This window comes from Phytohalomonas tamaricis (assembly GCF_003012345.1).
GTDB lineage: Bacteria > Pseudomonadota > Gammaproteobacteria > Pseudomonadales > Halomonadaceae > Phytohalomonas > Phytohalomonas tamaricis.
In genome coordinates this window covers 121311-146778 of sequence record NZ_PVRV01000021.1, presented here as the reverse complement: position 1 = coordinate 146778, position 25468 = coordinate 121311, and the positions used below count along the sequence as shown (strand labels likewise).

Below are 25468 nucleotides of genomic sequence, written 5' to 3'. Positions count from 1 at the left end.
TTATGCCATTGCCTCGCCGCCCGAAAACTCAGAGTAATTTTCGAAAACCACGTCACTTTGCGGCGCGATCTTCGCGAAGAAGTCGGTCATCTCGATGTAACCGGTATTAAGGGAGTCACCAACGCGATCGTTCGTGTCCTTTAGGATTTTCGAGAGCCTGTCCTGCTCAACGCCTACCATGTTCAACATATACGCCAGCCGCTGGAGTTATTCGATTGACGTATTGGCCAGCTCCGTCTGGTTGCTGAGCGCCCTAGCACTTTCGTCAGCATAGTGGGTGAATGCGATCACGCCTACACCCACACCGATGATAGCCATTACCACCAATGCGAGCTGACAGCCAGCCAGGCGCTGCCATGGCGGGGCAGCTCGATCACCGAGAGCTACATGGTATGTAATCGATGCTGCTGGTCATTATTCTTTGTGTTGTCGCCAAATCAGCATGACGATAGCCGTTATTAGCTGCATTTACCTATTAGCTAGTAGCGCAATTCAAGTGCGCGTCCTGCTTTTAATGCATTCTAAAAGTGCATGCACTTTTATCATTTACCTCTATTCCACCTGCCTAACATCACCTTGTCCTTGTTGGAAAAGGGTTTTCCCTTCTCTTGGCATCTGTAGTGCATACATTTCGAACGATGACGGCTGCCATTGCTTCTAGAGCGTGGTGAGCCAGGCACAGCGGAAAGAGACACCATCATGAGCCAACAGGAAAGCGCCTCAAGAGCAACTGCCCGCACGTTGGTGCGAGAAGGCACCACGGTGGACGATATGGTCAGAATCTTGTCTGAAGAGATCGTCTCCGGACAATGGCCACCTGAGACACGTCTTAGTGCAAAGTCGATTGCCGACCGCTTTGGTGTATCCCGTACCCCAGTCCGTGAGGCCTTTGGCCACCTATTTGCGATGGGCTTGGTAGAGCGCCGACCTAACCGGGGCGTCGTAACTGCATGCATTTCAGAGTCACGGCTGCTCAGCATGTTCGAGGCGATGGCCGAACTCGAAGCGTCATGTGCAGGGCTGTGCGCGCAGCGCATGACCTTGGAGGAACGTCGCGCGCTTAGTGTCCTCCATGAATCTTCACGTACCTTGAGCCATAGCCACTCGCCCCAGGCCTATACCGATTTCAATGACGATTTTCACTCGCGGCTCTACGAAGGATCGCGCAGCGCTTATCTGATCGAGCTGACCCGGGCGACACGGGCCCGGTTGCAGCCCTTCCGCCATACCCAGTTCCAGGTCAGCCATCGTCCGGAGCGCTCTTTCATCGAACACGAGGCGATCGTCGACGCCATCGTGGCGGGCGATGCCGTTGGCGCTGCCGAAGCCGCACGTCGTCATGTCCTCTCGGTAGGCACCGTCTCTCAAACCTTTGTCGAGTCGCATGCGCGTCCGGATGCCAACAGGAACTCCAACTCATGATGGATCTTACTATCACTGCGCTGCACAAGGCTTACCGCGCCGGTGAATTGACCCCAGCGACACTCATCGATCAATTGCTGCGCAATGCGAAGAACGTCGGGACCGATTCCACCTGGATTACCCGCCTCACGCGCCCGCAGCTTGAGCCCTACCTGCAGCGGCTGCAGGGTGAATCCACCGAGACCTTGCCCCTTTACGGCATTCCCTTCGCCATCAAAGACAATATTGATCTGGCGGGCATCCCGACGACTGCAGCCTGTCCCGCCTATGCCTATACCCCCGCGGAAAGCGCCTTCGTAGTGCAGCAGCTGATCCAGGCCGGCGCCATTCCGATGGGCAAGACCAACCTCGATCAATTTGCCACTGGCCTCGTGGGTGAACGCAGCCCCGAGGAATATGGCACACCTGGCAATGCCTTTGACCCCGACTATATTCCGGGTGGCTCCAGCAGTGGCTCGGCCGTCACCACGGCAAGTGGCCAGGTCAGCTTTGCCCTGGGGACTGACACGGCGGGCTCCGGACGCGTACCGGCCAGTTTCAATAACCTGTTTGGCCTGAAGCCGACGCTCGGCCTGCTCAGCAACCGGGGTGTAGTGCCCGCCTGTGCCACGTTGGATACCATCAGTCTCTTTACCCTGACCGCTGATGACGCCTATGCGGTCTTTAACGTCGCCGCCCGCTTCGATCCCCAATGCGCCTGGTCCCGGCCCTATGACTTCGCCGTTGCCGGCAAGCGCTATGGTCAACCGACCGCCTCGTTCCGCTTTGGTGTCCCGTTCGAGGCGCAATGGCAAACCGACGTAGCCCATGCCGAGGCGATGAGCATCGCGATACGTGAGTTGGAAGCGCTCGGTGGCGAGCGCGTAGAGATTGACTGCTCCGCCATGCTGGCAGCGGCTCGCCTGCTCTATGAAGGACCTTGGGTCGCCGAGCGCTATCACGCCGTGCGCGAGCTGATCGATAGCACACCTGAGGCGCTGCATCCCGTCACTCGACAAATTATCGAAAGTGGCCGCACACCGCTGGCCGTCGATGCGTTTGATGCCCGCTATAAACTGGCTGAGTTCAAGCGTCTGTCTGATGCACAGCTTGCCCGGGTCGATGTGATGTTAACGCCGACGGTGGTTACCCACCCCACCAAGACGGAGGTGGCCAACGACCCTATTGGACTCAACTCTCAGCTGGGCCGCTGGACTAACTTCATGAATCTGCTGGACTACAGTGCCCTGGCGGTCCCCATACGCCTGGCTGACGGCCTGCCCCAGGGCGTCACGCTGTTTGGCACGGCCTTCAAAGATCTGTTTCTGCTAAGCGTGAGCCGGGTTCTCGAATCATCACTCGCGCTGCCGCTGGGCGCGACCGATATCCCGCGCAGCCACCCTGCGCTCTTACCACCGGCAAGTGATGGCACGTTAGAGCTTGTCGTCTGCGGTGCGCATCTCGAGGGGCTGCCGCTCAACCATCAGCTGGCCGATCGACGCGGCTATTTACTCTCGCAGACCAAGAGTGCTGCCAGCTATCGCCTGCTCGCGCTACCTGGCGAGCCGGCACGCCCGGCCATGGTGCGCGACGATGTTAATGGCCACGCTATCGATGTCGAAATCTGGCGTCTCCCCATTGAATCCATAGGCAGTCTGCTATCTGGCATTGCTTCACCGCTGGGGCTCGGCAAGGTCGAGCTGGCCGATGGTCGGTGGATATGCGGCTTTATCGCTGCTGCTGATGCCTTGGCAGAACTCGACGGCACCCAAGACATTACGCAACACGGTGGCTGGCGGCAGTGGCTACAGGCCAAGGCTAGCGCATCCCCCATGACGGCCACCGACTCGGCGCTTTCCCTTTAACCCTGCAATAGGAGTGTTGCCATGACCCGACAGATTTCTATGGAGGCCAGCCCCTACCACTGGCCCTTTGATGGCCAAGTGTCGCTGGAGCACGTAGCCCTGATCGTCATCGACATGCAGACCGATTTCTGTGGCCCGGGCGGCTACGTCGACCGTATGGGCTATGACCTGTCACTGACCCGTGCCCCGGTCGAGCCGTTACAACGCGTGCTTGCTGCCCTACGTAAACACCCTGAGGCCATGATCATTCATACCCGGGAAGGCCATCGCCCTGAGCTGGTGGATCTTCCTGCAAACAAGCTCTGGCGCAGCGAACAGATCGGCGCCGCCATCGGCCAGCCTGGCCCGTGTGGCCGCGTATTAACCCGTGGCGAACCCGGCTGGGAGATCATTCCTGAACTGGCTCCAGCCGATGGTGAAATCGTTATCGACAAGCCTGGCAAGGGCTCGTTTTACTCCACCGATCTCGAGCATGTGCTGCACACTTGTGGTCGTACCCATCTGATCATTGCGGGCATCACCACCGATGTGTGCGTCCATACCACCATGCGCGAAGCCAACGATCGGGGCTTTGAGTGTCTAATGCTGACCGACTGTACCGGCGCCACCGATGAGCGTCACAAGGAGGCGGCGATCAGCATGATCAATATGCAAGGGGGTATCTTCGGCGCCACCGCACCGTCATCAAAACTGTTAGCGGCACTGGGCGAAGATTGATTGAGCAGTGACCAGCGCATACCACGACAAATACAACAGAGGATAATCCCATGAATCCGTCCACGCATACCCATAACCCCCCGGCTTCTGGCAATGAGTTCGAACACGAACCGGTCCCTACTCATCGTCGTCATTCGCTGCTTTCAGTGACACTGGTATGGATCGGCTTTCCGCTCGTGGTGACTGGTGGTTTTTTAGGCAGTCAGTTGGCTAATGCTATGGGCTTCTCCACAGCATTAATGACAATCGTAATCGGAAACCTGATCCTGTTTGCTTATGTTGGTGCACAAAGCGCCGTGGCTGCACGGACCGGGAGGTCGTTCTCACTGCTCTCTCGTGGGGTATTTGGACACCGTGCTGCCCGTTTGGTTTCTGGTTTCCTATCGACGCTAGTGGTGGGCTGGTTCGCCGTACAAACAGGATTAGCGGGCCAGGGACTCCACGATATGTTGGGATGGTCCGCAACATTGTCGAGTCTAGTGACCGGAGCGCTGTTCACGGCATTGACCATGATGGGCGTACGTGCGCTTAGCGTGGTTGGTGCTATCTCCGTGCCCTTCTTCATCCTCATGGGTATTGCCGCGGTGGTCATTACCCTTAACCAACATGATTGGGCGAGCATTACCAGTTTTGCAGGGAGCCCGGATGCCAGCGCGCTGAGCATCGGTGTCGGCATCACCATGGTGATTTCACTTTTCATCGACTCCGGCACGCTAACAGCTGACTTTACCCGCTGGGCCAAAAGTCCACGTCACGCGCTGATTGCAACAGCTAGCGCCTTCCCACTCGCTAACGGCATCTCGATGCTATTGGGCGCCATTGTCACTGCGGCAGGGACTGCCAGTGACGGAAACTTTGCTGCCGTAGTCGCAGGACAAGCAAGTTGGTTGGTGCCGATTGCCGCCGCATTCTTCGTTGTGAACTGCGCCTCGGTCACCATGCATTGTCTATATAACGCCGCAACCGGCTGGAGTGAAATCGCCGGCCGTCGCTTCAAGGTGATGACTATCATCTTCGGGACCATCGGCACGGTTGCTGCCGCCGCGGGCGTCTGGGATCTACTGATCGAGTGGCTGAGCCTGCTGGGTATCGTGGTACCCGGGATTGGTGGTGTGATCATTGCTCACTTCTGGCGTAACGGCCTAACGCTCGAGCCAAACCCGCGTGCTGCTCTCAGTGGCTGGGTGCTCGCTATTGTGGTGGCTGCCATTGTTAATATCTGGGCTGCTCAGCTTTCAGTCGCTGTGGTTGCCATGTTGGTCGGTTTTGCAGCGCATTGGCTGCTGGATGCTGCAAGCGCCCCCCGTACGGCAAGCACACGGCTGGGCACCGACTAATGAATTGCATCCTCATTGTTCAAGAACTACGACCTGTCGATTCGTTGAGGAGGTAACACCATGGAAGAGCTATGGAAGCTGGATGCTGTTGCACGTCTTGAGCTTATACGTAGCCGACAAGTCTCCGCCCGCGAAATGACGCAGGCGAGTCTAGAGCGCATTGAAACCTTAGACAGTACGCTACATGCTTTCTGCACTCTGACCAATGAACAGGCGCTGGCCGATGCCGAGCGCATCGATAGCCGTCTTGCTCGCGGCGAAGACGTCGGCCCACTGGCCGGCGTTCCGGTTGCCATAAAAGATCTGGTTGCAACTCGTGGCGTGCGTACCACCGGGGGCTCAGCCGCCTATCGTGACTTCGTACCTGATGAAGATGACGTTGTTGTTGAGCGTCTTAAGGCCGCCGGGGCCATCGTGGTCGGCAAAACCAACGTCCCGGAGTTCGGCTATAGCGGGGTGGGTCACAACCCTATCTTCGAGACCACCCGCAACCCCTGGAATCCTGACCTAACACCAGGCGGCTCTAGTGCGGGTTCCGGCGCAAGCGTAGCCACAGGGATGACGCCTCTGGCCGTGGGCAGCGATGGCGGCGGTTCGGTGCGCATTCCTGCCGCCCACTGTGGCCTGTTCGGCATGAAAGCTTCGATGGGGCGGGTGCCGCTTTATCCAGGTTGTCGGGACGAACGCTATCCCGGCCTGTCGAGCTGGGAGACGCTCGAGCATATCGGTCCCATGACCCGCAGCGTACGTGACAGCGCCCTAATGCTGTCGGTCATGGCCGGCCCCGATCCACGCGATCGCCATTCAATTCCCAATGACATCGACTGGTTGGGCGCAATCAAGCAGCACTTTCACGGCAAGCGCATCGCCTTCAGTGAGGACTTTGGTTATGTCGCCGTTGATTCCGAAGTCCGACAGTTGGTACTTAGTGCGCTTGAAGTCTTTGAGCGTGAGCTTGGCTGCCATATTGAAGTGGTGATGCCGGACTGGAAAGACCCCTTTGATGCCTTCTGGGGCATTGTCGCCGGAGACAGCGATTTAGAGGGGATGCGTACGATGCTGGCGGAGTACGGGTCTGAAATGTCACCGCATCTGGTCGACTTCCTCAAACGTCCCTGGCGGGCTGAAGACATTACCGCGGCCAATCGTGAGCGCAAGGCACTTTGCAACCGCATGTGGCGCATGATGCAGGGATTCGATCTACTCATCACGCCGACGTTGACGGTGCCGCCCTTCCCGATTCATATGCAGGGACCGGAGAGGGTCGAAGGCCGTATGGTACCGCCTACCCAATGGCTGTCGTTCACTTTCCCCTTCAATATGACCGGTCAGCCCGCAGCCTCAGTTCCTGCCGGTTGGACTCCCAATGGTCTTCCGGTCGGTTTGCAGCTGGTAGGACAACATCTTGACGATACCAGTGTGCTCGCCGCTGCCGCGGCATACGAGCAGGCGGCTCCCTGGGCCGCGAAATGGCCGTCTCTTTGCAATGCTTCAGAAAAACAGACAGGAGTTTTGGTATGAGCGGACTGGGTGGCCTCAACAAGTCACGGCACGGCGTTGTCATTGGCATGGTTCAACTAAAGCTACCTCTCGTTGAAACGCCGGACGACCTAGCGTTCCAGACACGCAGAGTCTGCGACATGGTGGGCAAGGCACGTCGGCAGAATGCTGGCATGGATCTAGTCGTGTTTCCTGAGTATTCGCTGCACGGATTGTCCATGGATACGCGGGATGAGCTGATGTGCCGGGTAGATGGGCCTGAAGTCGAGCAGTTTCGTGCCGCCTGTCGGCAGCACGCTATCTGGGGCTGCTTCTCGATCATGGAGTACAACCCTGAAGGTAACCCTTACAACACCGGATTAATCATCGATGATCAAGGTGAAATTCGTCTCAACTACCGCAAGCTTCACCCTTGGGTACCGGTTGAACCGTGGGAGCCTGGCAATCTGGGCATCCCCATCTGCGATGGCCCTAATGGCTCCAAGCTGGCACTGATTATCTGTCACGATGGGATGTTTCCCGAAATGGCACGCGAATGTGCCTATAAGGGCGCCCATGTAGCCCTGCGCACCGCTGGTTATACCTCGCCAATTCGACATGCCTGGCGCATTACTAACCAAGCCAATGCCTTCTGTAATCTCATGGCTACTGCCAATGTTTGCCTAGCCGGCTCTGATGGGACGTTCAACTCAATGGGTGAAGGTTCGATCATTAACTTCGATGGCGTGCCTTTGGCCGAGGGCAACGGATTGGTGGATGAGATTATTACCGCTGAAATCCGCCCAGACCTGATTGATGAGGCACGTCATGGCTGGGGAGTAGAAAACAATATCTATCAGTTTGGCCATCGCGGCTATGTAGCTGTTGAAGGCGGCGCTCAAGATTGCCCTTACACCTACATGCAAGATCTGGTAGCGGGCCGTTACCGCCTGCCTTGGGAAGAGCTTGTAGAGGTAACCGATGGCACGCCGTGTGGATTTGCGCCACCAGAGCGTACCTATACGTATGCGGGTAATCGCTCGGCCTCTAAGCAGCGAGACGGCTTATGATCCACGTCGACGCCAAACCGCATATCTTCTCTTTCGGTCCTGCCAGCACCGCCTTGGTCGTTATTGATATGCAGCGCGATTTCCTTGAGCCGGGAGGCTTCGGCGCGGCGCTGGGCAATGATGCATCTCCCCTGCAGGCGATTGTGCCCAACGTGGAAAGCCTGCTGGGCTTGGCCCGTGATCATGGCATGCTGATCGTTCATACGCGTGAGTCCCATCTGCCCGATCTTTCGGACTGTCCGGCGACCAAGCACGCGAACGGCCAACCGGGCCTTCGTATCGGCGATATGGGGCCCATGGGACGTATTTTGATACGTGGCGAGCCTGGCAATCAGATCATTCCACAACTGATGCCGATAGCTGATGAGTGGGTGATCGATAAACCGGGCAAGGGCATGTTCTACGCTACTGGCCTGGCCGAAAAGTTAGCGTCTCGGCAGATCACCCATCTTGTCTTTGCAGGTGTTACCACCGAAGTCTGTGTGCAGTCCAGCATGCGGGAAGCCAATGATCGCGGTTATTCCTGCCTATTAATCGAAGAAGCGACCGAGAGCTACTTCCCCGCTTTCAAGCAGGCCACATTAGACATGATCGTGGCCCAGGGCGGCATAGTCGGGTGCACGGCCCCACTTGCCGCCTTACAGGCCGCCCTGCGCAAGGATATGAGTCATGACAGCATTCCTAACCGTTAACATTCCCCAAGTCGTGGCCGCTGTAAAAGCCGCCTTCGAGGACTATGAGCGCGCATTGGTGGCTAACGAGTTAGCCACGCTAGATAGCTACTTCTGGGACTCGATGCACACTGTACGCTACGGCGTTGCTGAGAATCTCTATGGCGCTAGAGCGATCGCCGCCTACCGGCGCATTTGCCAGCCAGTAGGCCCAAAACGCAAACTGCGCAATACAGTCATCACTACTTTCGGTCACGATTACGCAACGGTAAGTACTGAGTTTAGAGATGGCGAGACCTCTCGCACTGGCCGACAAATGCAGACATGGGTGCGCTTCAGCGAACAATGGAAAGTCGTCGCAGCGCACGTTAGCGTTGATCTCAGCACACTGGAGCCTAGCGAAGATGAGTTTGTTTAAATTGATGAATGTGGAGGGAGGTAAAACAAGGCAAGAAGGCAGGTATACCCAACAGTGCCCAGACCAAAGAATGTTGCAAGTGACCAAAACCGAGAATGGTACCGGCCGGATACGCTGGTAAACGTAGCATCACCATTTGCCGACGTTCATTAGTACCTTACAAACCGAGTACCAGTAACAGTGCCAGGCTTCCTGCACCGAGGTATAACTAGAGACTGGGTGAGGTCAGGCTGGGCACCTGTAAAACAAACAGGCTGGTGACTGCGGCGTCAAGGCCAAAGCCCAGCGAGGTGCTCGTCGCCACCCAATTCGCCGGACCCGAGTATCCTTTCTCTTGTACAGTTCGAGCATATACGTTGGCGCAACGGCTGAGGTCAGCGCGGTACCGATGCCTATCAAGAAACGGGCGATGCCCAGGGTAATAAGCCCAGGTGCCAAGAGGGTCACCGATGTGGCCACCAGACATAGACACAACGCCGCCATCATCAGCGGATGCCGTCCGATCTGATCGACAGTTCCGCTCAAGCCCAACAGCATCGGTAGAATGCATACGATATAGTAGGCCAGCGGATATTCTTCATTACTTCTGAAGTATCGACATCTACCGGAATACCGGTGCCAGACCCGCCAGGATAGCGGCTATCCCCAGCAGGCTTTGACATGATAGAGCATTACCCAGAAACAGAGAGTCCATTAGGCACCAGATCGAACGGGCTGACGACATTGACGAGAATGTCAGTTTGGCCGCATCTCAAGAAGCATTTCAAACACCTCATCGGCTTCGACAAAGCGTTTGTAGATTTAATCAAGCGACATTGGGAGATCCACAACACGCATCTTTTGAACTCCATCTTATCCATGGCACCCTGAGCCAAAAAATGCCATTATTCGGCTCAAAATATGAGTTGAATAGTTAGTTTATTCGGCTCAAGTTGCCTCTTCTCGAGGGTGCTATGACACTGCAAAACAACGCATGGATCTGGCAACAGCCCGGCTGGCCCAATTTCTATTGGCAAGATGAAGTGATCCAGCCGAGGTTGCATGAAACCTGGCGTAGCCTAGGCATCCTGCTGGGTCGGGTCGGGAGCTTACATGACCGCAACGATCCGGCATTGACGCTCGATACTCTGCTACAGAATATCGTTACCTCCTCAGCCATCGAGGGTGAGCGACTCAATGTGGCCTCGGTACGCTCATCACTGGCACGGCGGCTTGGCGTCGACAACGATGCAGGAGCGATTTCAGCTCGCTCCGAAGGCCTTGCCGAAATGCTACTTGATGCCATTGGCCAACCGGATTATGCATTGAACCGTGAACAGCTCTTTCAATGGTACCATTGGTTGTTTCCCGATACGGGGGCCGGGACCATGCTGGGCCCGTTGCGCGTGGGACAGTGGCGGGGCAATGAGCCAATGCAAGTGGTTTCGGGGCGCATCGACAACCCTCGGATACATTTCGAAGCGCCACCTCGCGACGTGCTCGATGCTGAAATGTCAGCATTTCTAGAATGGTTCGATGCGAGTCGGCACGATCCCGCATTAGATCCTATCCTGCGTGCCGGTATTGCTCATTTCCGTTTTGTCACGGTACATCCATTTGAGGATGGCAATGGTCGTCTGGCCCGTGCCATTGCTGACCGGGCACTGGCTCAAGCTGACCATCAGAGTATCCGGCTCTATGCCATGTCAGCAGCTATCCTGGCGCGTCGTCAGGACTATTACCTCACTCTTGAGGCAAGCCAACGCGGTACGCTTGACCTGAGTGATTGGCTGGCATGGTTCCTCGATACTTTGATCTCCACGCTGCAGGAAGCGCTAGCCGGCATTGACCGCACACTCGTCAAGGCGCGCTTCTGGCAGCGCTACAATAACCAGGGGCTGGCGATAGCGCAGATCAAAGTACTTAACCGCCTGCTTGATGGCGGCGAGCGGGGCTTCGAGAATGGCATCAGCGCTGCGCAATATCAGAAGGTCGCCAAGGTGAGCAAGGCCACCGCTACGCGACATCTAGCTGACCTGCTGGAGAAAGGCTGCATCGAGAAACTGCCAGGCGGTGGACGGAGCACGCGATATCGTATTGCTACCAGTTAACAGCGTATATCTGAACTGGAAGACTCATATTTCCATCGGTATTAAATGTGGCTACCAAAGGCTTAAGCCAAGAATGGCTATCTGTGGTGCGAGTAGCAGCTATAACATCGGCCATTGGCCGCATCATGTTTTTCGTTGGTTATAGACACGGTGCATCCTCACGAGCTATTGGTTTCACGCTGTTATTTTATCAAGAGGTTCATCCCGGCACTGAGATAGACTGCAGACACGGCCATTGTTGGCCGCCTTGATCAGCCCTCATTAACCGCTGCTCTATGCCTACCCAAGGCCTATGCCATCCGCTTCGCCTAATAGATACCGCTAAAAGAAAAGCCCCCTGCGAGTGGGGGCTTGGGTGTCGTTTAAAGAGACGCGTTAGACGCCGATCTGACCACCATCAGCCTTCTGAATCACTACCGTAGAGGCCCGCGGGCGCACCGTACCGCTGGTCGCCTGAGTGGCATCCTGCACGAGGGCGCTGGGGTCGGCCGGCCAGTTACCCGGATGTTGGATGTTGATAAACAGCGCCGTCTTGTCTGGCGTGGCGAAGATGCCCGTCACTTCACAACCGTTCGGGCCTACCGCGAAACGTTTGAGCTGCGCCTGGTCGCTGGGGTCGATCACCGCGGCATCACCTTCGCCCAGGCTGACCGATGACGGCACCACCGCCAATACCTGATCATTGGTGTAGTCGGTTACCTCGTCGTAGCCGTTATCGGTCTCGATCCACAGGATCCCTTCGCCGTCACCGCGGTCGTCGTACCACAGGCCATCGGGGCTGGCGAACTGGTTGAGCTCCGTCAGGCCAGACAGATTGTCTGTGTCGCCTGCCGCCGCACCGAAGACGAACACTTCCCACTCGAAGGTGGTCTCGTCCGATGACGGCTCGCGCCAACGGATGATTTGGCCCGCTTCGTTATCGGCACGCGGGTTCGGACTGTTGACCGGGGCACTGGCATAGCCGGCACCCAGATCATCGATACTATCGCCGTTGTTGAAGGTCGGATCAGTGCCCTCTGCCGTACGATCGGTGTTGTTGGTCAGCGTCATGTAGACTTCACCGGATACCGGATCCACGGCGCCCCACTCAGGGCGATCCATCGGCGTAGCGCCCATCAGGTCGGCGGCGTCACAGGTATGGATGATGATCCCAGCCAGATCATCTGCAGCAAGGCCCAGCGCGCTGGCCAAGGTCTGACCGTTAGGCGTCTGGGTATTCGGCGTCAGCGGTAGCCACTCACCGGTGCCGTCGGCATTGAACTTGGCTACGTAGAGCGTGCCTTGATCCATGTATTTGTGACCGATCGCCAAGCGGTCGTAGTTGCCGCCGGCCTGGTTAGCATCGGCTGAGTCCCAGACAGCATCGGACACGAACTTGTAGATGTACTCGTTACGCGAGTCGTGACCGGAATAGAACACCACCGGCTCGCCTTCGACCAGCTTGCCCGGCCAGCAGCCTTCGTGACGGAAGCGCCCCAGTGCGGTGCGCTTGATGGCACGCGCATTGGTGTAAGGGTCGATCTCGACGATATAGCCGAAGGTACGCGGTTCATTACGATAATCCCCGCTCGCGTCAGCCGCGCTAGGCGTGGCATTGAAGCGCGCGAACTCGCCTTGGTTCTCGTCAGATGCACCGGCAGCAGTTTCCCAAGCGTAACGGCTACGGGCAGGGTTATCCTCGCTATCAAGGTAAGGAATGCCAAGACGATCGTCATCGCTATAGCGATCGCTATGCTTGACGAAAACTTCCGGCCAATTTTCTTCGCAGGTGAGATAAGTTCCCCAAGGGGTATAACCGCTGGCGCAGTTGTTGTTAGTGCCGCGCGTCAGCGTGCCATTCGGGGAATAAGCGGTAACAGCATATTCGGTACCAGCAACCGGGCCAGCAAGCTCTGTCGTCGTGGCCGTGGTGATACGACGGTTGTAAGGCGAGTTTGGAACATGCGCCCAGGTACCGTCAGCCTTTTTTTGCACACGAACGATGGTCACGCCGTGAGCATTGATTTCGGTGCGCACTTCCTCGGCCGGACGTGCACCACTGATCAGGTTGGTCTGGCCGCCCTGCAGAAACCATAACGCGCTCTCATCAATGTACTCGTTATTCATGGCGAGCAGGAAGTCACTGGAGGCGTTGGCTTCGTCCAATGGGAAATGATACATGCCGTCATGCTGCATACCGACGCTGTTGGCTTGCGCCGTCGATGTCATTTTCTGATTCGGGTCCCATTCCGGCGCCATGTTGTTCAGCGGCGTACCCCAGGGAACCAGGATCTGAGCGGTATAGCCTTCGGGAACGACAACTGCATCGGTCTTGGAGCCCGCAATAGCTTCAAAGGCCAGCGCCAGCGCGGTCTTCTCCGGAAGCCCTCCGGTCTGGGCATCGTCGTCGTCCTCGATATCACTGCATCCTGCCAAGCCGAAACCGCCCAGTACTGACATTGCAGCAATGCCCAAGCCACCCTGCATGATACCGCGCCGCGAGACGTGCTTTTGCAGAATTGAGGAAAACGGCTCATTGCTGCTGCGGTTCAGAATGCGATGGTCTTCGATTTCCTTGCTCATGATCCCCTCACTCCGTAGGTACGGTAGACATAATTTTTTCTTAGCATCAGTCTGACGCGGGGTAAGACATTAGTGATCGAATGTGACAAGCCGGTTAATGAGAAAAGCCTTTCCAAAAAAATTATTGTGAAAGGCGTTTTGACACCGTCACAAAAATGTCATGGATAAGTCATTAACATAACATCGTCGCAAGAGAGTGCCCTTTTACCTGCGCTTTCTCACGCACATGCTCAACGACTCGCACTCCGGGCACCAAGGATTCATCCAGTATGGTTTTGCCTCACGATCGACGTAAGACACTTAATCCCGAATCTCTTCACGAGCGCAAAGCCTCTCTTTTCTCGCGCCGTCGCATCCTGCAAGGCACCGGTGCCGCTCTGCTGATGCCTTGGTTCGCCGGTTGCGCCACGAGCGGCAGTGCTCGACGACAGATGAGCACGCCGGATGGCGCGGCCCAGGTGAACCTGCTTTATTACGCCGACACGCTGGATACTCGCCAACCCGAGTATCCCATCGTGCCCGCAACGCGGCTGGGGCCCAGCGAGCGACTGGGGCAGGCCCCCTGGGCTACCGCCGCCAGCGTGGCCGCATTGACTGGTCCTCTAGATACGACCATGCGTCAACTCACCGAGCCAACGCTGGCGACACAACAGCGTTTCGGCGGATACGCCGGGCTGGCGGCGAAGCTGGGACATTTGCGCCATCATCTGGGACCACAGACATTGACGCTGGAAAACGGCCAGTGCTGGAATGGCAGTGGCCTGAGCCACTTCACCCAGGGCCGTTCCGGCGTTACCGGGAGCCGCCTGCTCGGCGCTGACGTTCGGGTCAGCAGTAACGAACGCTTGATCTGGGCAGATAGCGTTGCCGCCCGCTACCGTGAGTTCGCCGCCCCGGTGCTTGGCACACTCACGCCCGAGCAGAACCCCGACGGACTGGTCATGCCTTTCACCGTTTTCGAACGTGGCGGCGTGAGCATCGCGGTAGTGGGCATTAGTGACCCCTACGCCCACGACGAGACTCGCCCCCTGGATGTCTGGTACGACAATGGCCGCCGTCAGGTGCAGCAAGCCCGTGAACAGGCCGACCTGGTCGTGGTTCTCGCCGATGTCGGCACCGGCCCGGGCATATGGCTGGCCGAGCGCCTGGATGATGCCGACCTGATACTGTGCGCGCGTGGTCAGGATTTTTGGCCGGAAACGATTGACGTGACTCGCCGCAACGGCAGCCATATTCCGGTGTACCTGGCTGGCACCAGAGGTAGCGGCGTGTACCATCTCGACTGCCGTTTCCAGAATGGCCGCTGGCAGGTCGCTGCCCAATTCCATGCGGTCTGCGAAGCAACGCGGAGTGCTGAGGAAACCCACGAGGCGAATGCCCTCCAGGCGCAACTAGAGGCGGAACGCGCCCCCTATGCAGCATGGCTCGACCGACCTCTGGCGCAGGCGCCGCAATGGTTGTGGCGGCGTGACGTGGTCAGTGGCAGTTGGGACGCGCTGATCAGCGCCGCGCTGCGCCGGGAAGTGGCAGATAGCCACACGCTGTCGCCCGGCTTGCGCTATGACGTAGTTGTCGCGCCCGGTGAAGCGATCACCCGTGAGCACCTGATCGTGCTTAGCGGTGGACACAACGCTCCGGTATTCACGATCGATGCCGATCACGAGTCGGTTCATGCCCTCTTCGAGCGCGCCTGCGACCAGAGCTTCGGTTATCCCCTTTTGCTCGACAATGCCGAGGACCTGCCGCGCCTCGACGCCATCGACTGGCAGTGCCGTTACGGTGCCGAGACCGGCCGCCGGATCACATTGCCGGCGGGTGACATTCCGCAGTTGGTGACCTGGAGCATTCGCCCCGGCGCTCCCGAGGGTGAGCCTCTGTGGCAGGTCGTGGAGCGCTTTTTGACCGCGCAACCGCAGGACTGGACGTTGCCGCCCCGTCCTGCGGGCAAGTTCACCTATGTCGAAGGCCACCCTGGCTGGCATCCCGAAACCCGCCTCGGCTCATGAACACGCTACGCTCCCTGCTCACGACCACCACGCGGCTGAACCCGATAGGATACTGGCTCGCCTGGTGCCTGCTGGCTTGGCTGAGTGCCCGGGTGATCGCCGACGGCGCGAACCTGGCCTGGCGCCTCACCAATCCCTCGTCAGCAATACCAATAGTCTATACGCCGCCCGCGGCAGCGCTACCGGTCGCGGGCAACACGCTATGGCAAAGCGATCTTCCCTCTCAGGGGCCGGCAATCCCGCTGACCCGCCTGCCGCTAACAATTGTCGGCGTGGCGCGCGGTATGCCTCTGGGCCGTTCGGTGCTCATCCTGGATACATCAAAAGGGCAGCAGGTCGTGACGCTGGGCGAGCGCATCAATGATCAGGTGCGCCTCGTCGACATCACGTCCGAGGGTTTGATTCTTGATAACCGAGGACGGCAGGAGCGTCTTCCATGGCCACAGGCCCAGCCTGTCAATAGTGCTCAGATCGTCACTATCGCATCGCAGCCAACAGACGCTGCGGCGTCTTCGCCCCAAGGCAACCCAGCCAACGCCGCCGCTCAGCCGGTCGTCTGGCCTGAAAAGGCATTCAGTGCCCGCTTCGGCGAGGATTATCCTCAGTCGCTGTTCAACGATCCCACGCCCCTGCTGCGCTATTTCCAGGCGGCCCCGGTACTTGAACACCAACAACTCAAGGGCTACCGCTTGCGTCCCGGCACTGATGCCTCGCTGTTCGAGGCGCTGCCGCTGGAAAGTGGCGATGTACTCACGGCTATCGAGGGACACGCCATTCGTGAAAGCGACGCCCTTATCCTGCTTCAGCAACACCTTAGCCAGGCCCGTCCGCTACACGTCCAGTTGCAACGCAACGGACACCCGATCACGTTGAAAGTGGAGTTTTCCTCATGAAGTTCCGGCACACGTTCGTCGCCTTCCTGCTTACGGCGACCGTTTCGTCGGCGCTCGCCCAGACGATCGACTCTACGGCCAACGAGAGCGACGCACCGCGCTACGAGATCGATTACAACGACGTCAGCCTGCAGGAATTCATTGATAGTGTCGGACGCATCACCGGCAAACATTTCATTGTCGATCCCCGGGTGCGCGGCAATATCAGCCTGGAAAGCCAGCGCAGCCTGAACGCCGACGAACTCTATCGTGTATTTCAGAACCAATTGCAGATCAACGGCTACGCCACGGTCGAACTCGGCGATGACCAGGTACGCATCGTTCCCGACCAAGTGGCCCGCACCCAACCGCTGCCGCTGGGCAGTGAAAGCGACAGCGGCAATGTCATGGCCACCCAGGTCATCGAATCCCAGCACCTCGACGCCGCGACGCTAGCGAATATTCTTCAGCCGCTGGTCGATGCCCGCGTCGGCACGATCACTCCGTACCCGGACAGCAACATGGTGGTGGTCACCGACTGGCGCGACAACCTGCAGCGTCTGACCCGACTGGCGACGCTGCTCGACGGTAATCGGGATACCAGTGCCGAGGTGGTATCGCTTAAGTCCGCGGATGCCGAGGAGCTGGCCGAGACCATTGATAGCGCGCTTAAGGGGGCGGGCGGCAACACTCGAGTGATCGCCGCACCGAGCGCCAATGCCCTGGTCGTGTTCGGCAACCAGCGTGATCGTCAACGCGCCCAGCGCCTGATCGCCGCCCTCGACAAGCCCAGCGAGCATCAGAGCACCAATACCCGCGTCATCTACCTCAACCACGCCAGTGCCGAAACCGTGGTCGATGTGCTGCGCAACCTGCGCGACGGCGGCGGCGGCAGCTACGTCTCCAGCACCAAAACAACCGATACCGATACCGTTGTCCGCAGCGCGCTGGGGATATCGGCCGGTGACGAGGAAGCCTCGTCAGGTAATGCTGCCTCGGCACTCGACAGCGGCAGCATCACCACACGTGCCTTGAGTGTGCCCAGCAGTGATAGCGTAGCCTTCGCCGTGCATCCATCGACCAATGCGCTGGTGCTGACGGGTCCGCCCTCCCAGTTGGACGCTTACCAGAGCATCATCGAGCGCCTCGATATCCGCCGTGCCCAGGTGGCCGTCGAGGCGATTATCGCCGAGATCACCGAGTCCCGGGCGCGTGAGCTCGGCGTGCAGTGGCTATTCGCCGATACCAGCGGCAGCGGTACTTTCCCTGTCGGCAGCGTCAACTATTCCACCTCGTCGTCGGCTGGGATCAATCAGCTTGCCGCCGCCGTGGCCGCCGATGACACCAGTACATTGGGCTCACTGCTCAGCAGCCTTAACGGCGCCACCGTAGGCGTTGGTCGCCTCAGCGATAGCGGCATCAGTTTCGCGGCGCTACTCAACGCGCTGCGCAGTGACACCGACACCAACCTGCTCTCCACGCCGTCGCTGACCACCCTCGACAATGCCGAGGCTTACATTCTGGTCGGCCAGGAAGTGCCGTTCGTCACGGGCTCGACTACGGTCGACAATGCCAACCCCTACCAGACCATTGAGCGCGAGGATGTCGGTATCAGCCTGCATATTCGCCCCTCGATCAGCGCCGACAACACCATCCGCATGGAGATCACCCAGGAAGTCTCGTCGATCGCTGACAACGTCGATGCCAGCGACGTGGTCACCAACAAGCGCGAGATCGAAACCACCGTGCTTGCCCAAGACGGCGGCATCATCGTGCTCGGCGGCCTGATCAGCAATCAAAGCAGCAACACCCAGCAGCACGTGCCGCTGCTGGGTGACATCCCCGTGATCGGCAATCTGTTCCGTTATTCGAGCCGCTCCAATGAGAAGCAGAACTTGATGGTCTTCATCCGCGCTCGCGTGCTACGCGATGCCCAGACTCTCAACGCTGTCACCGCGGAAAAGTACCGCTTCATGCGTGCCCAGCAGTTGCTCAACGATTTCGATGCCGACCAGACGCTGCCGGAACTGGACGCCCAGGCCACCCACCTGTCACTGAGCCGCCTTTATCCGTCGGCGCGCGATCGACTGGGAGCACTGGCACCGTGAACGCACCGTTAGAAAGCCTTCAGGCGGCGGCAAGTACACCGGAACCGAGAGACCACCCAACCGGCGAGAAGTTACTGCCCTACCGTTTGGCGCGGCGTGCCGGGGCGGCCATCGAATGGCGTAATGCGGGCTATCACCTGCTCTGTCGCGAGGATGTCGATATCGTCACCCTGCAGGAGATTCAACGTGCCTACGGCGATCCGTTGAGTTGCGAATGGCTCGGTGAGAGCGTCTTCGACGACCGTTTGGGTCGGCTCTACGATGCCAGCCGCGCCAGCACCGAAGCGCTAATGGAAGGGCTAGCTGAGCACGTCGATCTTGATCATCTGCTGCAGGAGCTACCACGCACCGAGGACCTGCTCGATGCCGAGAACGAAGCCCCGGTTATTCGTCTGATCAACGGTATCTTCTCCGAGGCGCTGCGCCTGGAAGCGTCAGACATTCACGTCGAGCCCTTCGAACACGAACTGTCGGTGCGGCTACGTGTAGACGGGGCGCTGCGCGTTGCCCTGCGCCCGCCACGCGTGCTGGCGCCGATGCTGATCTCGCGCATCAAGGTCATGGCCAAGCTCGATATCGCCGAAAAACGCCAGCCTCAGGATGGGCGCATCACCGTGCGCACCGCCGGGCGTCATGTCGATATTCGGGTCTCGACGCTGCCCGGCATCCATGGCGAACGCGTCGTCATGCGTCTGCTCGACAAGCAGGCCTCGATGCTCAACCTGGACGCCATCGGCATGCCTGACAGCATGCTTGAGGCCTACCGAGCGACGCTGGCCCGGCCCAACGGCATTCTGCTCAACACCGGTCCCACCGGCTCGGGCAAAACCACCACGCTCTATGCCAGCCTGGCGCACCTCAACGACAGCCAGCGCAATATTCTCACCGTCGAGGATCCCGTGGAGTATGCCATCCCTGGCATCGGCCAGACCCCGGTCAACCCGCACGCCGGGCTGACCTTCGCGCGTGGGCTGCGCGCCATCCTGCGCCAGGACCCCGACGTGATCATGATCGGAGAGATACGCGACATGGAAACCGCAGCAATTGCCGTCCAGGCCAGTCTCACCGGCCATCTGGTGCTATCCACCTTGCATACCAACAGTGCCTTGGGAGCCGTGACGCGCTTGCGTGACATGGGCATCGAACCGTTCCTGCTCGCCACCAGCCTCAAGGGCGTGATGGCGCAGCGGCTGGTCCGGCGGCTCTGCCCGGCCTGTCGGAGCTGGCGAGAAACCACCGCGACCGACACGGGACGGCTCAGTGGCCTGGATACGCTCGAGCGCATCGCCGAACCGGTCGGCTGTGAGGCGTGTGACCACACCGGATTTCGTGGTCGCCTGGGCATCTACGAGTTCATCGCCATCGACGACACCCTGGCGACCATGATCCACGACGGCGCCGCTGAATCGGAGATGGCCCGGCATGCCTTCGCCACGCACATGACCCTGGTCCAGTGCGCCGTGAATCGCCTGCAGGTGGGCGAAACCAGTGTCGATGAGGTGCTACGGGCGATCCATCAGTAAGCGACCAAAAACTGCAACACACTTCTGGCACGCTAACGCGTGAAAGAGAAAACCGAGCTCGAGATACCACATGCCAACCTATCGTTATCTTGCCCTGACCGCCGAGGGCACTCGCCGACGCGATGTCTTACAGGCCGATAGCGAGCGCCAGGCACGCCAGTTGTTGCGGGACCAGGGACTGTTCCCGCGCCAGCTGGTGCCGGTGCGCGACAAGACCAAGAAAGTGTCTCGACGCGGCCGGATAGACAACGAAACGTTAGCCCTGCTGACTCGCCAACTGGCAACGCTGGTTGATGCTGGCATTCCGATCGGTGATGCCCTTGATGCGCTGTCGCGACAGGCCCAGAAGGAGCGGCCTCGCGCCATGCTGCTGGACATCGTAGCGCGGGTTCGCGAGGGCTATAGCCTGGCGGATAGCCTGGGCACCCACCCGGCCACCTTCGATACCCTCTATCGCTCACTGGTCGCCGCCGGTGAGCGGGCCGGACGTCTCGCCCAGGTCCTGGAGCAGCTGGCCGACCATCTGGAACGGGTCCAGCAGCAGCGCCAGAAGGCGCGTACCGCGCTGGTCTATCCGCTAGTACTGGTCGCCGTGTCGATTGCCGTCGTCATAGGCCTGATGATTTACGTTGTGCCTCGCCTGGCCGAACAGTTCGAGCGCTCTGACATGGCATTGCCCTGGTTGACGCGGACGTTGATCGCCTTCTCCGAATTCATTCAGCTCACCGGCCCCGGAATACTGATCGCTGGCGTACTCGGCGTCCTGGTCCTGAAGCGGCTATTGCGGCGGCGCGTCGTGCGCCATCGCTGGCACGCCTTGCTCCTGCGTCTGCCGCGCCTGGGTGAGCTGATTGTGCTACTTGATACCGCCCGCCTGACACGAACGTTGGCCATCCTCACCCGCAGCGGCATCCCGCTGCTCGACGCCCTCAAGGTCAGCCGCGACACCCTTGGTAATCTACTTATGCGTGACGCCGTCGACCTGCTGGTCGAACGTATCGCCGCTGGGGTCAGCCTCAACCGCGCCATGAACGAAAGCGGACGTTTTCCACCGACCATGCTGCACATGATCGCCAGCGGTGAGTCCAGCGGCACGCTGGATCGCATGCTGGAACGCGTGGCCAACACCCAGGAAACCACGTTCAATCGCCGCGTCGACATGGCGCTGGCGCTGTTCGAACCCGTGATGATCCTGACCATGGGCGGCGTCGTGCTGACCATCGTCCTGGCCATCCTGCTCCCGATTATGCGCCTCAACGGCGCCATGCAATATTGAACTGCCGAGGAAAGTCCATGACATACGCTCGCCCTTCCCGCTCCTCCCGCCGCCAACGCGGTTTCACCCTGCTGGAGATCATGGTGGTGATCTTCATCATCGGGCTGCTGGTCGCTATCGTTGCGCCCAACGTGCTCAGCAACCAGGATGACGCGATGCAGCAAAAGGCCCGCGCCGACCTGTCGACGCTAGAGCAAGCGCTGGACATGTACCGTATGGACAACTATCGCTACCCCTCCACCCGCCAGGGTCTGCAGGCGCTGGTCGAAGCCCCGAGCCAGGAGCCGCTGCCCAAGAACTACCGCGAAGACGGCTACATCCGTCGCTTGCCCAGCGACCCGTGGGGCAACGAGTATCAGTACCGCAGCCCGGGCGAGAACGGCAAGGTAGATGTTTACACTCTGGGGGCCGACGGAGCCTCCGGCGGCGAAGGCCTCGATGCTGACATCGGCAACTGGATGCTATGACCTCTAGAGACGTCCGCGGCTTCACGCTTCTCGAGCTGCTGGTTGTCGTCGTGATCGTCTCGTTGGCCACGACACTGAGCGTCGCCTGGCTGGGCGGCGACGACCATCGGCGCCTGGATGCTGCCACCGAGCAGCTGTACAGCGACCTGAGTCTGGCGCGCGATGTGGCTTTTCTCGACCAGCAGATCATCGGCTGGCAGGCGGATGATCAAGGTTACCGCTTCGTCACTTGGCGCCATAGACAGAATGCCGATGAGTGGGGTTGGGTGCCGCTCGGCAGCCAACGCTTGGCGCCGCAGGCCTGGCCGATCCCTCTTTCGGTAGAGAGCTCATCCACCAGCGTGCAGCCAGTGCCCGATACCGACACGCCCCGGCTGGTGTGGTGGCCCAATGGAGAAGTGATCGGCGGGCGACTGGTCCTGGGTTATGACGGTACGCAGCGTACCCTGGAAGTCGACGCACTGGGCGTTTATCAGGCCAAGGCGACGAGCCGCCCATGATACGCATGATCGGAAAACGTCCAGACGACGGCTTCACATTGCTCGAGGTCATGGTCGCGCTATTCATCCTGGCCATCTTGGCCGTGGCGGTCAGTCAGGGCGTACATCAGCGCACCCGCACAAGTCTTGCCGAAGCGCAACGCGTGCCGCTGATCCTATGTGCCCGTGCGCTGGGCGCCGAATTCACGGTGACCCGCTACTGGCCTAGCACCGGGCGGCACGAAGGCGAGTTAGATCAGGCCGGCCAGGCCTGCTTCTGGCGCCTGGAGGTCGACTCGACCCAGGTGCGCAACATGCGGCGTGGCACGCTGAGTCTGTTCAGTGAGGCTGCCCGCGAGCACGCTGAACTTCGCTTCACACTGTTCTTTTCACCATGACTGGGCTCTTTTTGCCATGACCCGTCACTGCCACTCTTCGCAACGGGGGTTCACATTACTTGAAGTGATCGTCGCTATCGCCTTGACCGCGCTGATCGGCGTCACCGTTGCTGCACTGGTCAATAGCATGGTGACGACCCGCGAGCGCCTCAAGGAGCCACCGGATCTACGTCAGGATGCACGTCTTTCCCAGCTTCTCGAACGGCGTCTTGAGGCGCTGACCGTGCGCCCCTTGCATGTTAAGGGACAGCCGTTGCTCAACGCCCCGCTCGACTACCTGCCCGACCTTCACATGCTGGAATGGGTGGCCAAGGGAGACTGGCCTTTGCCGATGGGTGATCACTACACTCGCTTGCGCCGCCAGCGGCTGGTGTGGGATAGCGATGACCATCGCCTGTGGCTGGGATCGACGGGGCTGCTCGATGACACCGGAATGCCACAATGGCAGACCTCGGCCAGCCTCGATGACGTCGAGCGGGTGCAGTTCGAATTCTACAACGGGGCCCGCTGGGTGGCGTCCCCTCCCGATAATACTCTACCGACAGGCATCCGCCTGCAGTGGTGGCGAAACGGCGTCCACTTTCAGATGAGTGCGCTATTGCCATATTGGGAGGCGTCATGATGGCGCGACAGCGTGGCGTCGCCCTGCTCATGGTGCTGCTGTGCCTGGCGCTGGTCGGTATGGTCCTGGCCTCGCTGGCCGAAGACAGCCGCAATGACATTCATCGTCTGGGCTTGCTGCAGGCCGAGACCCAGGCTCGTTTCCACATCCAGGGGGCTGAGATCATTGCCCAGCGCGCCCTGACCGATGCCGCCGTGCGCCAGGCCAGCCTGTGGTGGCAGAGCCTGGCTGGCAAGCCCCTGGAGTACCCCACCGACGAAGGCCGTATTCGCCTGGTGGTACGCGATCTGCGCACGTGCTTCAATCTCAACGCCCTGGCCGGTAGCGACGCGACGCTGGCTGCAGAGCAGTTGACTCGACTGCTGGCGGATCGTCCCGCCTCTGCGTTGGGCGGGCTGACGCCGGCGGCCTTCGTCGCCCGACTCACGGACTGGATCGATGCCGACACCCAGCCACGCGAAAGCAGCGTAGATGGCGTCGATTACGCCCGTGGCTTGCCGCCTCGGGTCAGTGCCGACACGGCGTTGGTGGATCTCAGCGAGCTCAATTGGCTTGAGCCGCTCGACCGTACTCGCTTCCAGGCCCTGCAAGACCTGTGTGTACTGCCCGACACGGGGGCCTGGCGTCTTAATCTCAACAGCGTGCAATTGGCACAACTGCCTTTGCTCGAAGCCCTGTTCGAAGGCCAGGTGGCACGCGGCGATCTGATCCGTCTGATCAATGCCCGCCCCGCCATCGGCTATTCGGGAATCGACGCTGTACGTGCGCAACTGGGCAGCGACAACGACTGGCTCGAGCGCTACGGCGATCGCCTGACGCTAACCCCCGATTATCTCGAGCTACGCGTGACCGTCGAGGTTGGCAGTTATCGCTTCCATGTCCGTCGCCTGCTCAAGGCGGAGGGCGTCAGTGGCTGGTCCCCCTACGCGCCAGCATCGCGCGTGCGCATCCTTTCCCGTAGCGACGACCTGAGCGCCTGGATGATGTCGCCTACCTCTTCACCCCAAGGTGTTGCCCCATGACTGCCTTGCTTCGTTCTTTGCCTTTCGGCCAGCTACGATGGCCTGCCAGCCGGCGCGGTGACGCCGGTTCGTCGCGCCCTAGATTGCTGTTACTCTGCGAATCGCCCGAGCCTCCGGCAACGGATACCGAACATGTCGCCGTCCATTGGATTGCGATGGGCCTGTCTGGTCACGACGAGACTGGACGGATCGCCGACAGCGATGTCGCTGCGCTCACTCGACTGACGCAGCTCAGTCAGCAACACGATAGCGTGCTGCTGCTGGGAGCCACCGCCACCAGCCATTTTCATCTGGCGGCACCCAAGGGGCTGCGTCAGCGCGAGTGGCCGTTGTTGATCGAGGATCAACTATGCACTGATGGCGAGGCGCTGGAACTAGCAGCACTGCAGCAGGGGCGTGATCATCTCGAACTGCTCGTGACCGGCCGCGAACGGATCCTGGCATGGCAACGCTGGCTGAGAGAACGTGGTATCCGCACGACACACTGGGCCTCGGTCTTCATGGCTCAACCACCACCGGTATCGGCCGACGAGGTCAGCGTGATCGCCGACACGCACCACCTGATGATCAAGACCCTGGCGGCCCCGCCAGTCCTGCATGCTCCCCCCGCGGAACGCTGGTTGGCCTGGCCCCGAGAATGGCAGGAACGCCTACCCGCGGCGATACGCGAGAAAACCTGGCATTGGCCGTGGCATGACGCTGCCGGCAACACACCTGACATGGATTCCAGCGAGCTTTTACAGCGCTATGCTCGGCATCTGCCAGCCACGCTACCCGCCATGCCAGGCATAAAACCGGCTTCCCGTTCCCTGCGCCGTGCTCCTTTGGTCTTCTCGCGTACGATACGGCGCATGACCGCAGCTATCGTGGGTTTGGCGCTGCTGCATCTCGGGGCCGTCGGCTGGCAGGGCTATCTCGACCAACACGCCCTGACCGACGCCACTCAGGCTCGCCTCAAGGGCCTGCTACCCAATGCAACCGGCGCTCCCTCCCTGCAACGGGTACAGGACCGCCACGCCGCGCTGCAATCTCTTCAGCAACGCAATCAGTGGCTAACGGCAACGCTCGGACACATAGATAAGCAG

Annotated in this window: 24 protein-coding genes; 20 read left to right on the top strand and 4 right to left on the bottom strand. The window is 59.6% G+C overall.

What is annotated here, in order from left to right:
* Nucleotides 1–189 carry a hypothetical protein gene (locus tag C3Z11_RS10445; RefSeq protein WP_106477899.1) on the bottom strand — a complete coding sequence of 63 codons (189 nt, stop codon included), beginning with the start codon at nucleotides 187–189 and terminating at the stop codon, nucleotides 1–3.
* 510 nt (nucleotides 190–699) lie between these two features.
* Here C3Z11_RS10445 and C3Z11_RS10440 point away from each other — a divergent pair.
* From C3Z11_RS10440 to hpxZ, 8 genes are read left to right on the top strand one after another with little or no spacing between them, the layout of a single operon-like run.
* Nucleotides 700–1422 (top strand): GntR family transcriptional regulator, encoded by a 723-nt coding sequence (locus C3Z11_RS10440; protein ID WP_106477898.1) that lies wholly within the window; start codon nucleotides 700–702, stop codon nucleotides 1420–1422.
* A complete protein-coding gene (atzF, locus tag C3Z11_RS10435) occupies nucleotides 1419–3266 on the top strand; it encodes an allophanate hydrolase (RefSeq protein ID WP_106477897.1) in 1848 nt (615 codons plus the stop codon). The genes C3Z11_RS10440 and atzF overlap by 4 nt, the downstream gene beginning before the upstream one ends.
* A 21-nt stretch (nucleotides 3267–3287) precedes the next feature.
* Nucleotides 3288–3983: a biuret amidohydrolase gene (gene biuH / locus C3Z11_RS10430; RefSeq protein ID WP_106477896.1), complete on the top strand. Its 696-nt coding sequence runs from the start codon at nucleotides 3288–3290 to the stop codon at nucleotides 3981–3983.
* Nucleotides 3984–4033: 50 nt separating this feature from the next.
* Nucleotides 4034–5320: a purine-cytosine permease family protein gene (locus C3Z11_RS10425; protein ID WP_106477895.1), complete on the top strand. Its 1287-nt coding sequence runs from the start codon at nucleotides 4034–4036 to the stop codon at nucleotides 5318–5320.
* 60 nt (nucleotides 5321–5380) lie between these two features.
* On the top strand, nucleotides 5381–6841 hold the full coding sequence (locus C3Z11_RS10420; RefSeq protein ID WP_106477894.1) for an amidase: 1461 nt from the start codon (nucleotides 5381–5383) through the stop codon (nucleotides 6839–6841).
* Nucleotides 6838–7869: a formamidase gene (locus tag C3Z11_RS10415; RefSeq protein WP_106477893.1), complete on the top strand. Its 1032-nt coding sequence runs from the start codon at nucleotides 6838–6840 to the stop codon at nucleotides 7867–7869. The genes C3Z11_RS10420 and C3Z11_RS10415 overlap by 4 nt, the downstream gene beginning before the upstream one ends.
* On the top strand, nucleotides 7866–8561 hold the full coding sequence (locus C3Z11_RS10410; protein WP_106477892.1) for a cysteine hydrolase family protein: 696 nt from the start codon (nucleotides 7866–7868) through the stop codon (nucleotides 8559–8561). Before C3Z11_RS10415 ends, C3Z11_RS10410 begins: the two co-directional genes overlap by 4 nt.
* Nucleotides 8539–8958 (top strand): oxalurate catabolism protein HpxZ, encoded by a 420-nt coding sequence (gene hpxZ, locus C3Z11_RS10405; protein ID WP_106477891.1) that lies wholly within the window; start codon nucleotides 8539–8541, stop codon nucleotides 8956–8958. Before C3Z11_RS10410 ends, hpxZ begins: the two co-directional genes overlap by 23 nt.
* Nucleotides 8959–9183: 225 nt before the next feature.
* Here the strand turns inward: hpxZ and C3Z11_RS17300 are convergent, their stop codons facing one another.
* A complete protein-coding gene (locus tag C3Z11_RS17300) occupies nucleotides 9184–9441 on the bottom strand; it encodes a hypothetical protein (RefSeq protein ID WP_394810208.1) in 258 nt (85 codons plus the stop codon).
* A gap of 470 nt (nucleotides 9442–9911) precedes the next feature.
* On the opposite strand from C3Z11_RS17300, the gene C3Z11_RS10395 reads away from it, so the two are divergent.
* A complete protein-coding gene (locus C3Z11_RS10395; RefSeq protein ID WP_106477889.1) occupies nucleotides 9912–11048 on the top strand; it encodes a Fic family protein in 1137 nt (378 codons plus the stop codon).
* A gap of 375 nt (nucleotides 11049–11423) precedes the next feature.
* Here the strand turns inward: C3Z11_RS10395 and C3Z11_RS10390 are convergent, their stop codons facing one another.
* Nucleotides 11424–13610 carry a PhoX family protein gene (locus C3Z11_RS10390; protein ID WP_106477888.1) on the bottom strand — a complete coding sequence of 729 codons (2187 nt, stop codon included), beginning with the start codon at nucleotides 13608–13610 and terminating at the stop codon, nucleotides 11424–11426.
* Between the two features lie 269 nt (nucleotides 13611–13879).
* Here C3Z11_RS10390 and C3Z11_RS10385 point away from each other — a divergent pair, with 269 nt between their 5' ends.
* The 10 genes from C3Z11_RS10385 (at nucleotide 13880) to gspK (ending at nucleotide 24383) form a co-directional block, all read left to right on the top strand.
* The gene (locus C3Z11_RS10385) at nucleotides 13880–15616 is read left to right on the top strand and encodes a bifunctional UDP-sugar hydrolase/5'-nucleotidase (RefSeq protein ID WP_106477887.1); all 1737 of its coding nucleotides are present in this window, start codon (nucleotides 13880–13882) and stop codon (nucleotides 15614–15616) included.
* Nucleotides 15613–16509, top strand: a complete 897-nt coding sequence (locus C3Z11_RS10380) for a type II secretion system protein N (protein WP_106477886.1) — start codon at nucleotides 15613–15615, stop codon at nucleotides 16507–16509. The genes C3Z11_RS10385 and C3Z11_RS10380 overlap by 4 nt, the downstream gene beginning before the upstream one ends.
* A complete protein-coding gene (gene gspD, locus C3Z11_RS10375) occupies nucleotides 16506–18596 on the top strand; it encodes a type II secretion system secretin GspD (protein WP_106477885.1) in 2091 nt (696 codons plus the stop codon). Before C3Z11_RS10380 ends, gspD begins: the two co-directional genes overlap by 4 nt.
* Nucleotides 18593–20119, top strand: coding sequence for a type II secretion system ATPase GspE (gspE, locus tag C3Z11_RS10370; RefSeq protein ID WP_262927348.1), 1527 nt, complete (start codon nucleotides 18593–18595; stop codon nucleotides 20117–20119). Before gspD ends, gspE begins: the two co-directional genes overlap by 4 nt.
* 70 nt (nucleotides 20120–20189) lie before the next feature.
* Nucleotides 20190–21395 carry a type II secretion system inner membrane protein GspF gene (gspF, locus tag C3Z11_RS10365; RefSeq protein WP_106477884.1) on the top strand — a complete coding sequence of 402 codons (1206 nt, stop codon included), beginning with the start codon at nucleotides 20190–20192 and terminating at the stop codon, nucleotides 21393–21395.
* Nucleotides 21396–21412: 17 nt separating this feature from the next.
* Nucleotides 21413–21862: a type II secretion system major pseudopilin GspG gene (gspG, locus tag C3Z11_RS10360; protein ID WP_106477883.1), complete on the top strand. Its 450-nt coding sequence runs from the start codon at nucleotides 21413–21415 to the stop codon at nucleotides 21860–21862.
* On the top strand, nucleotides 21859–22362 hold the full coding sequence (gspH, locus tag C3Z11_RS10355; RefSeq protein ID WP_106477882.1) for a type II secretion system minor pseudopilin GspH: 504 nt from the start codon (nucleotides 21859–21861) through the stop codon (nucleotides 22360–22362). Before gspG ends, gspH begins: the two co-directional genes overlap by 4 nt.
* Nucleotides 22359–22739: a type II secretion system protein gene (locus tag C3Z11_RS10350; protein ID WP_106477881.1), complete on the top strand. Its 381-nt coding sequence runs from the start codon at nucleotides 22359–22361 to the stop codon at nucleotides 22737–22739. The genes gspH and C3Z11_RS10350 overlap by 4 nt, the downstream gene beginning before the upstream one ends.
* Nucleotides 22740–22755: 16 nt before the next feature.
* Nucleotides 22756–23361 carry a PulJ/GspJ family protein gene (locus tag C3Z11_RS10345; RefSeq protein WP_106477880.1) on the top strand — a complete coding sequence of 202 codons (606 nt, stop codon included), beginning with the start codon at nucleotides 22756–22758 and terminating at the stop codon, nucleotides 23359–23361.
* Nucleotides 23358–24383, top strand: a complete 1026-nt coding sequence (gene gspK / locus C3Z11_RS10340; RefSeq protein WP_262927347.1) for a type II secretion system minor pseudopilin GspK — start codon at nucleotides 23358–23360, stop codon at nucleotides 24381–24383. The genes C3Z11_RS10345 and gspK overlap by 4 nt, the downstream gene beginning before the upstream one ends.
* Nucleotides 24384–24472: 89 nt before the next feature.
* Here gspK and C3Z11_RS17295 read toward each other — a convergent pair whose 3' ends face one another.
* Nucleotides 24473–24673, bottom strand: a complete 201-nt coding sequence (locus C3Z11_RS17295; RefSeq protein WP_394810207.1) for a hypothetical protein — start codon at nucleotides 24671–24673, stop codon at nucleotides 24473–24475.
* Nucleotides 24674–24825: 152 nt separating this feature from the next.
* Between C3Z11_RS17295 and C3Z11_RS17290 the strand changes: the two genes are divergently transcribed.
* Nucleotides 24826–25080: a hypothetical protein gene (locus tag C3Z11_RS17290; protein ID WP_394810206.1), complete on the top strand. Its 255-nt coding sequence runs from the start codon at nucleotides 24826–24828 to the stop codon at nucleotides 25078–25080.
* Nucleotides 25081–25468 lie beyond the last annotated feature (388 nt).

Coding starts and splice junctions, on each gene's coding strand:
- C3Z11_RS10420 (WP_106477894.1), top strand. CDS start 5,381: ATGGAAGAGCTATGGAAGCTGGATGCTGTTGCACGTCTTGAGCTTATA.
- hpxZ (WP_106477891.1), top strand. CDS start 8,539: ATGACAGCATTCCTAACCGTTAACATTCCCCAAGTCGTGGCCGCTGTA.
- gspD (WP_106477885.1), top strand. CDS start 16,506: ATGAAGTTCCGGCACACGTTCGTCGCCTTCCTGCTTACGGCGACCGTT.
- C3Z11_RS10415 (WP_106477893.1), top strand. CDS start 6,838: ATGAGCGGACTGGGTGGCCTCAACAAGTCACGGCACGGCGTTGTCATT.
- biuH (WP_106477896.1), top strand. CDS start 3,288: ATGACCCGACAGATTTCTATGGAGGCCAGCCCCTACCACTGGCCCTTT.
- C3Z11_RS17290 (WP_394810206.1), top strand. CDS start 24,826: ATGGCAACGCTGGCTGAGAGAACGTGGTATCCGCACGACACACTGGGC.
- C3Z11_RS10345 (WP_106477880.1), top strand. CDS start 22,756: ATGACCCGTCACTGCCACTCTTCGCAACGGGGGTTCACATTACTTGAA.
- C3Z11_RS10425 (WP_106477895.1), top strand. CDS start 4,034: ATGAATCCGTCCACGCATACCCATAACCCCCCGGCTTCTGGCAATGAG.
- gspF (WP_106477884.1), top strand. CDS start 20,190: ATGCCAACCTATCGTTATCTTGCCCTGACCGCCGAGGGCACTCGCCGA.
- gspK (WP_262927347.1), top strand. CDS start 23,358: ATGATGGCGCGACAGCGTGGCGTCGCCCTGCTCATGGTGCTGCTGTGC.
- C3Z11_RS17295 (WP_394810207.1), bottom strand. CDS start 24,673: ATGAAAATGGCTGGTGGCGGTGGCTCCCAGCAGCAGCACGCTATCGTG.
- C3Z11_RS10380 (WP_106477886.1), top strand. CDS start 15,613: ATGAACACGCTACGCTCCCTGCTCACGACCACCACGCGGCTGAACCCG.
- gspG (WP_106477883.1), top strand. CDS start 21,413: ATGACATACGCTCGCCCTTCCCGCTCCTCCCGCCGCCAACGCGGTTTC.
- C3Z11_RS10385 (WP_106477887.1), top strand. CDS start 13,880: ATGGTTTTGCCTCACGATCGACGTAAGACACTTAATCCCGAATCTCTT.
- gspH (WP_106477882.1), top strand. CDS start 21,859: ATGACCTCTAGAGACGTCCGCGGCTTCACGCTTCTCGAGCTGCTGGTT.
- atzF (WP_106477897.1), top strand. CDS start 1,419: ATGATGGATCTTACTATCACTGCGCTGCACAAGGCTTACCGCGCCGGT.
- C3Z11_RS10445 (WP_106477899.1), bottom strand. CDS start 189: ATGTTGAACATGGTAGGCGTTGAGCAGGACAGGCTCTCGAAAATCCTA.
- C3Z11_RS10395 (WP_106477889.1), top strand. CDS start 9,912: ATGACACTGCAAAACAACGCATGGATCTGGCAACAGCCCGGCTGGCCC.
- C3Z11_RS10410 (WP_106477892.1), top strand. CDS start 7,866: ATGATCCACGTCGACGCCAAACCGCATATCTTCTCTTTCGGTCCTGCC.
- C3Z11_RS17300 (WP_394810208.1), bottom strand. CDS start 9,441: ATGGCGGCGTTGTGTCTATGTCTGGTGGCCACATCGGTGACCCTCTTG.
- C3Z11_RS10440 (WP_106477898.1), top strand. CDS start 700: ATGAGCCAACAGGAAAGCGCCTCAAGAGCAACTGCCCGCACGTTGGTG.
- C3Z11_RS10390 (WP_106477888.1), bottom strand. CDS start 13,610: ATGAGCAAGGAAATCGAAGACCATCGCATTCTGAACCGCAGCAGCAAT.
- C3Z11_RS10350 (WP_106477881.1), top strand. CDS start 22,359: ATGATACGCATGATCGGAAAACGTCCAGACGACGGCTTCACATTGCTC.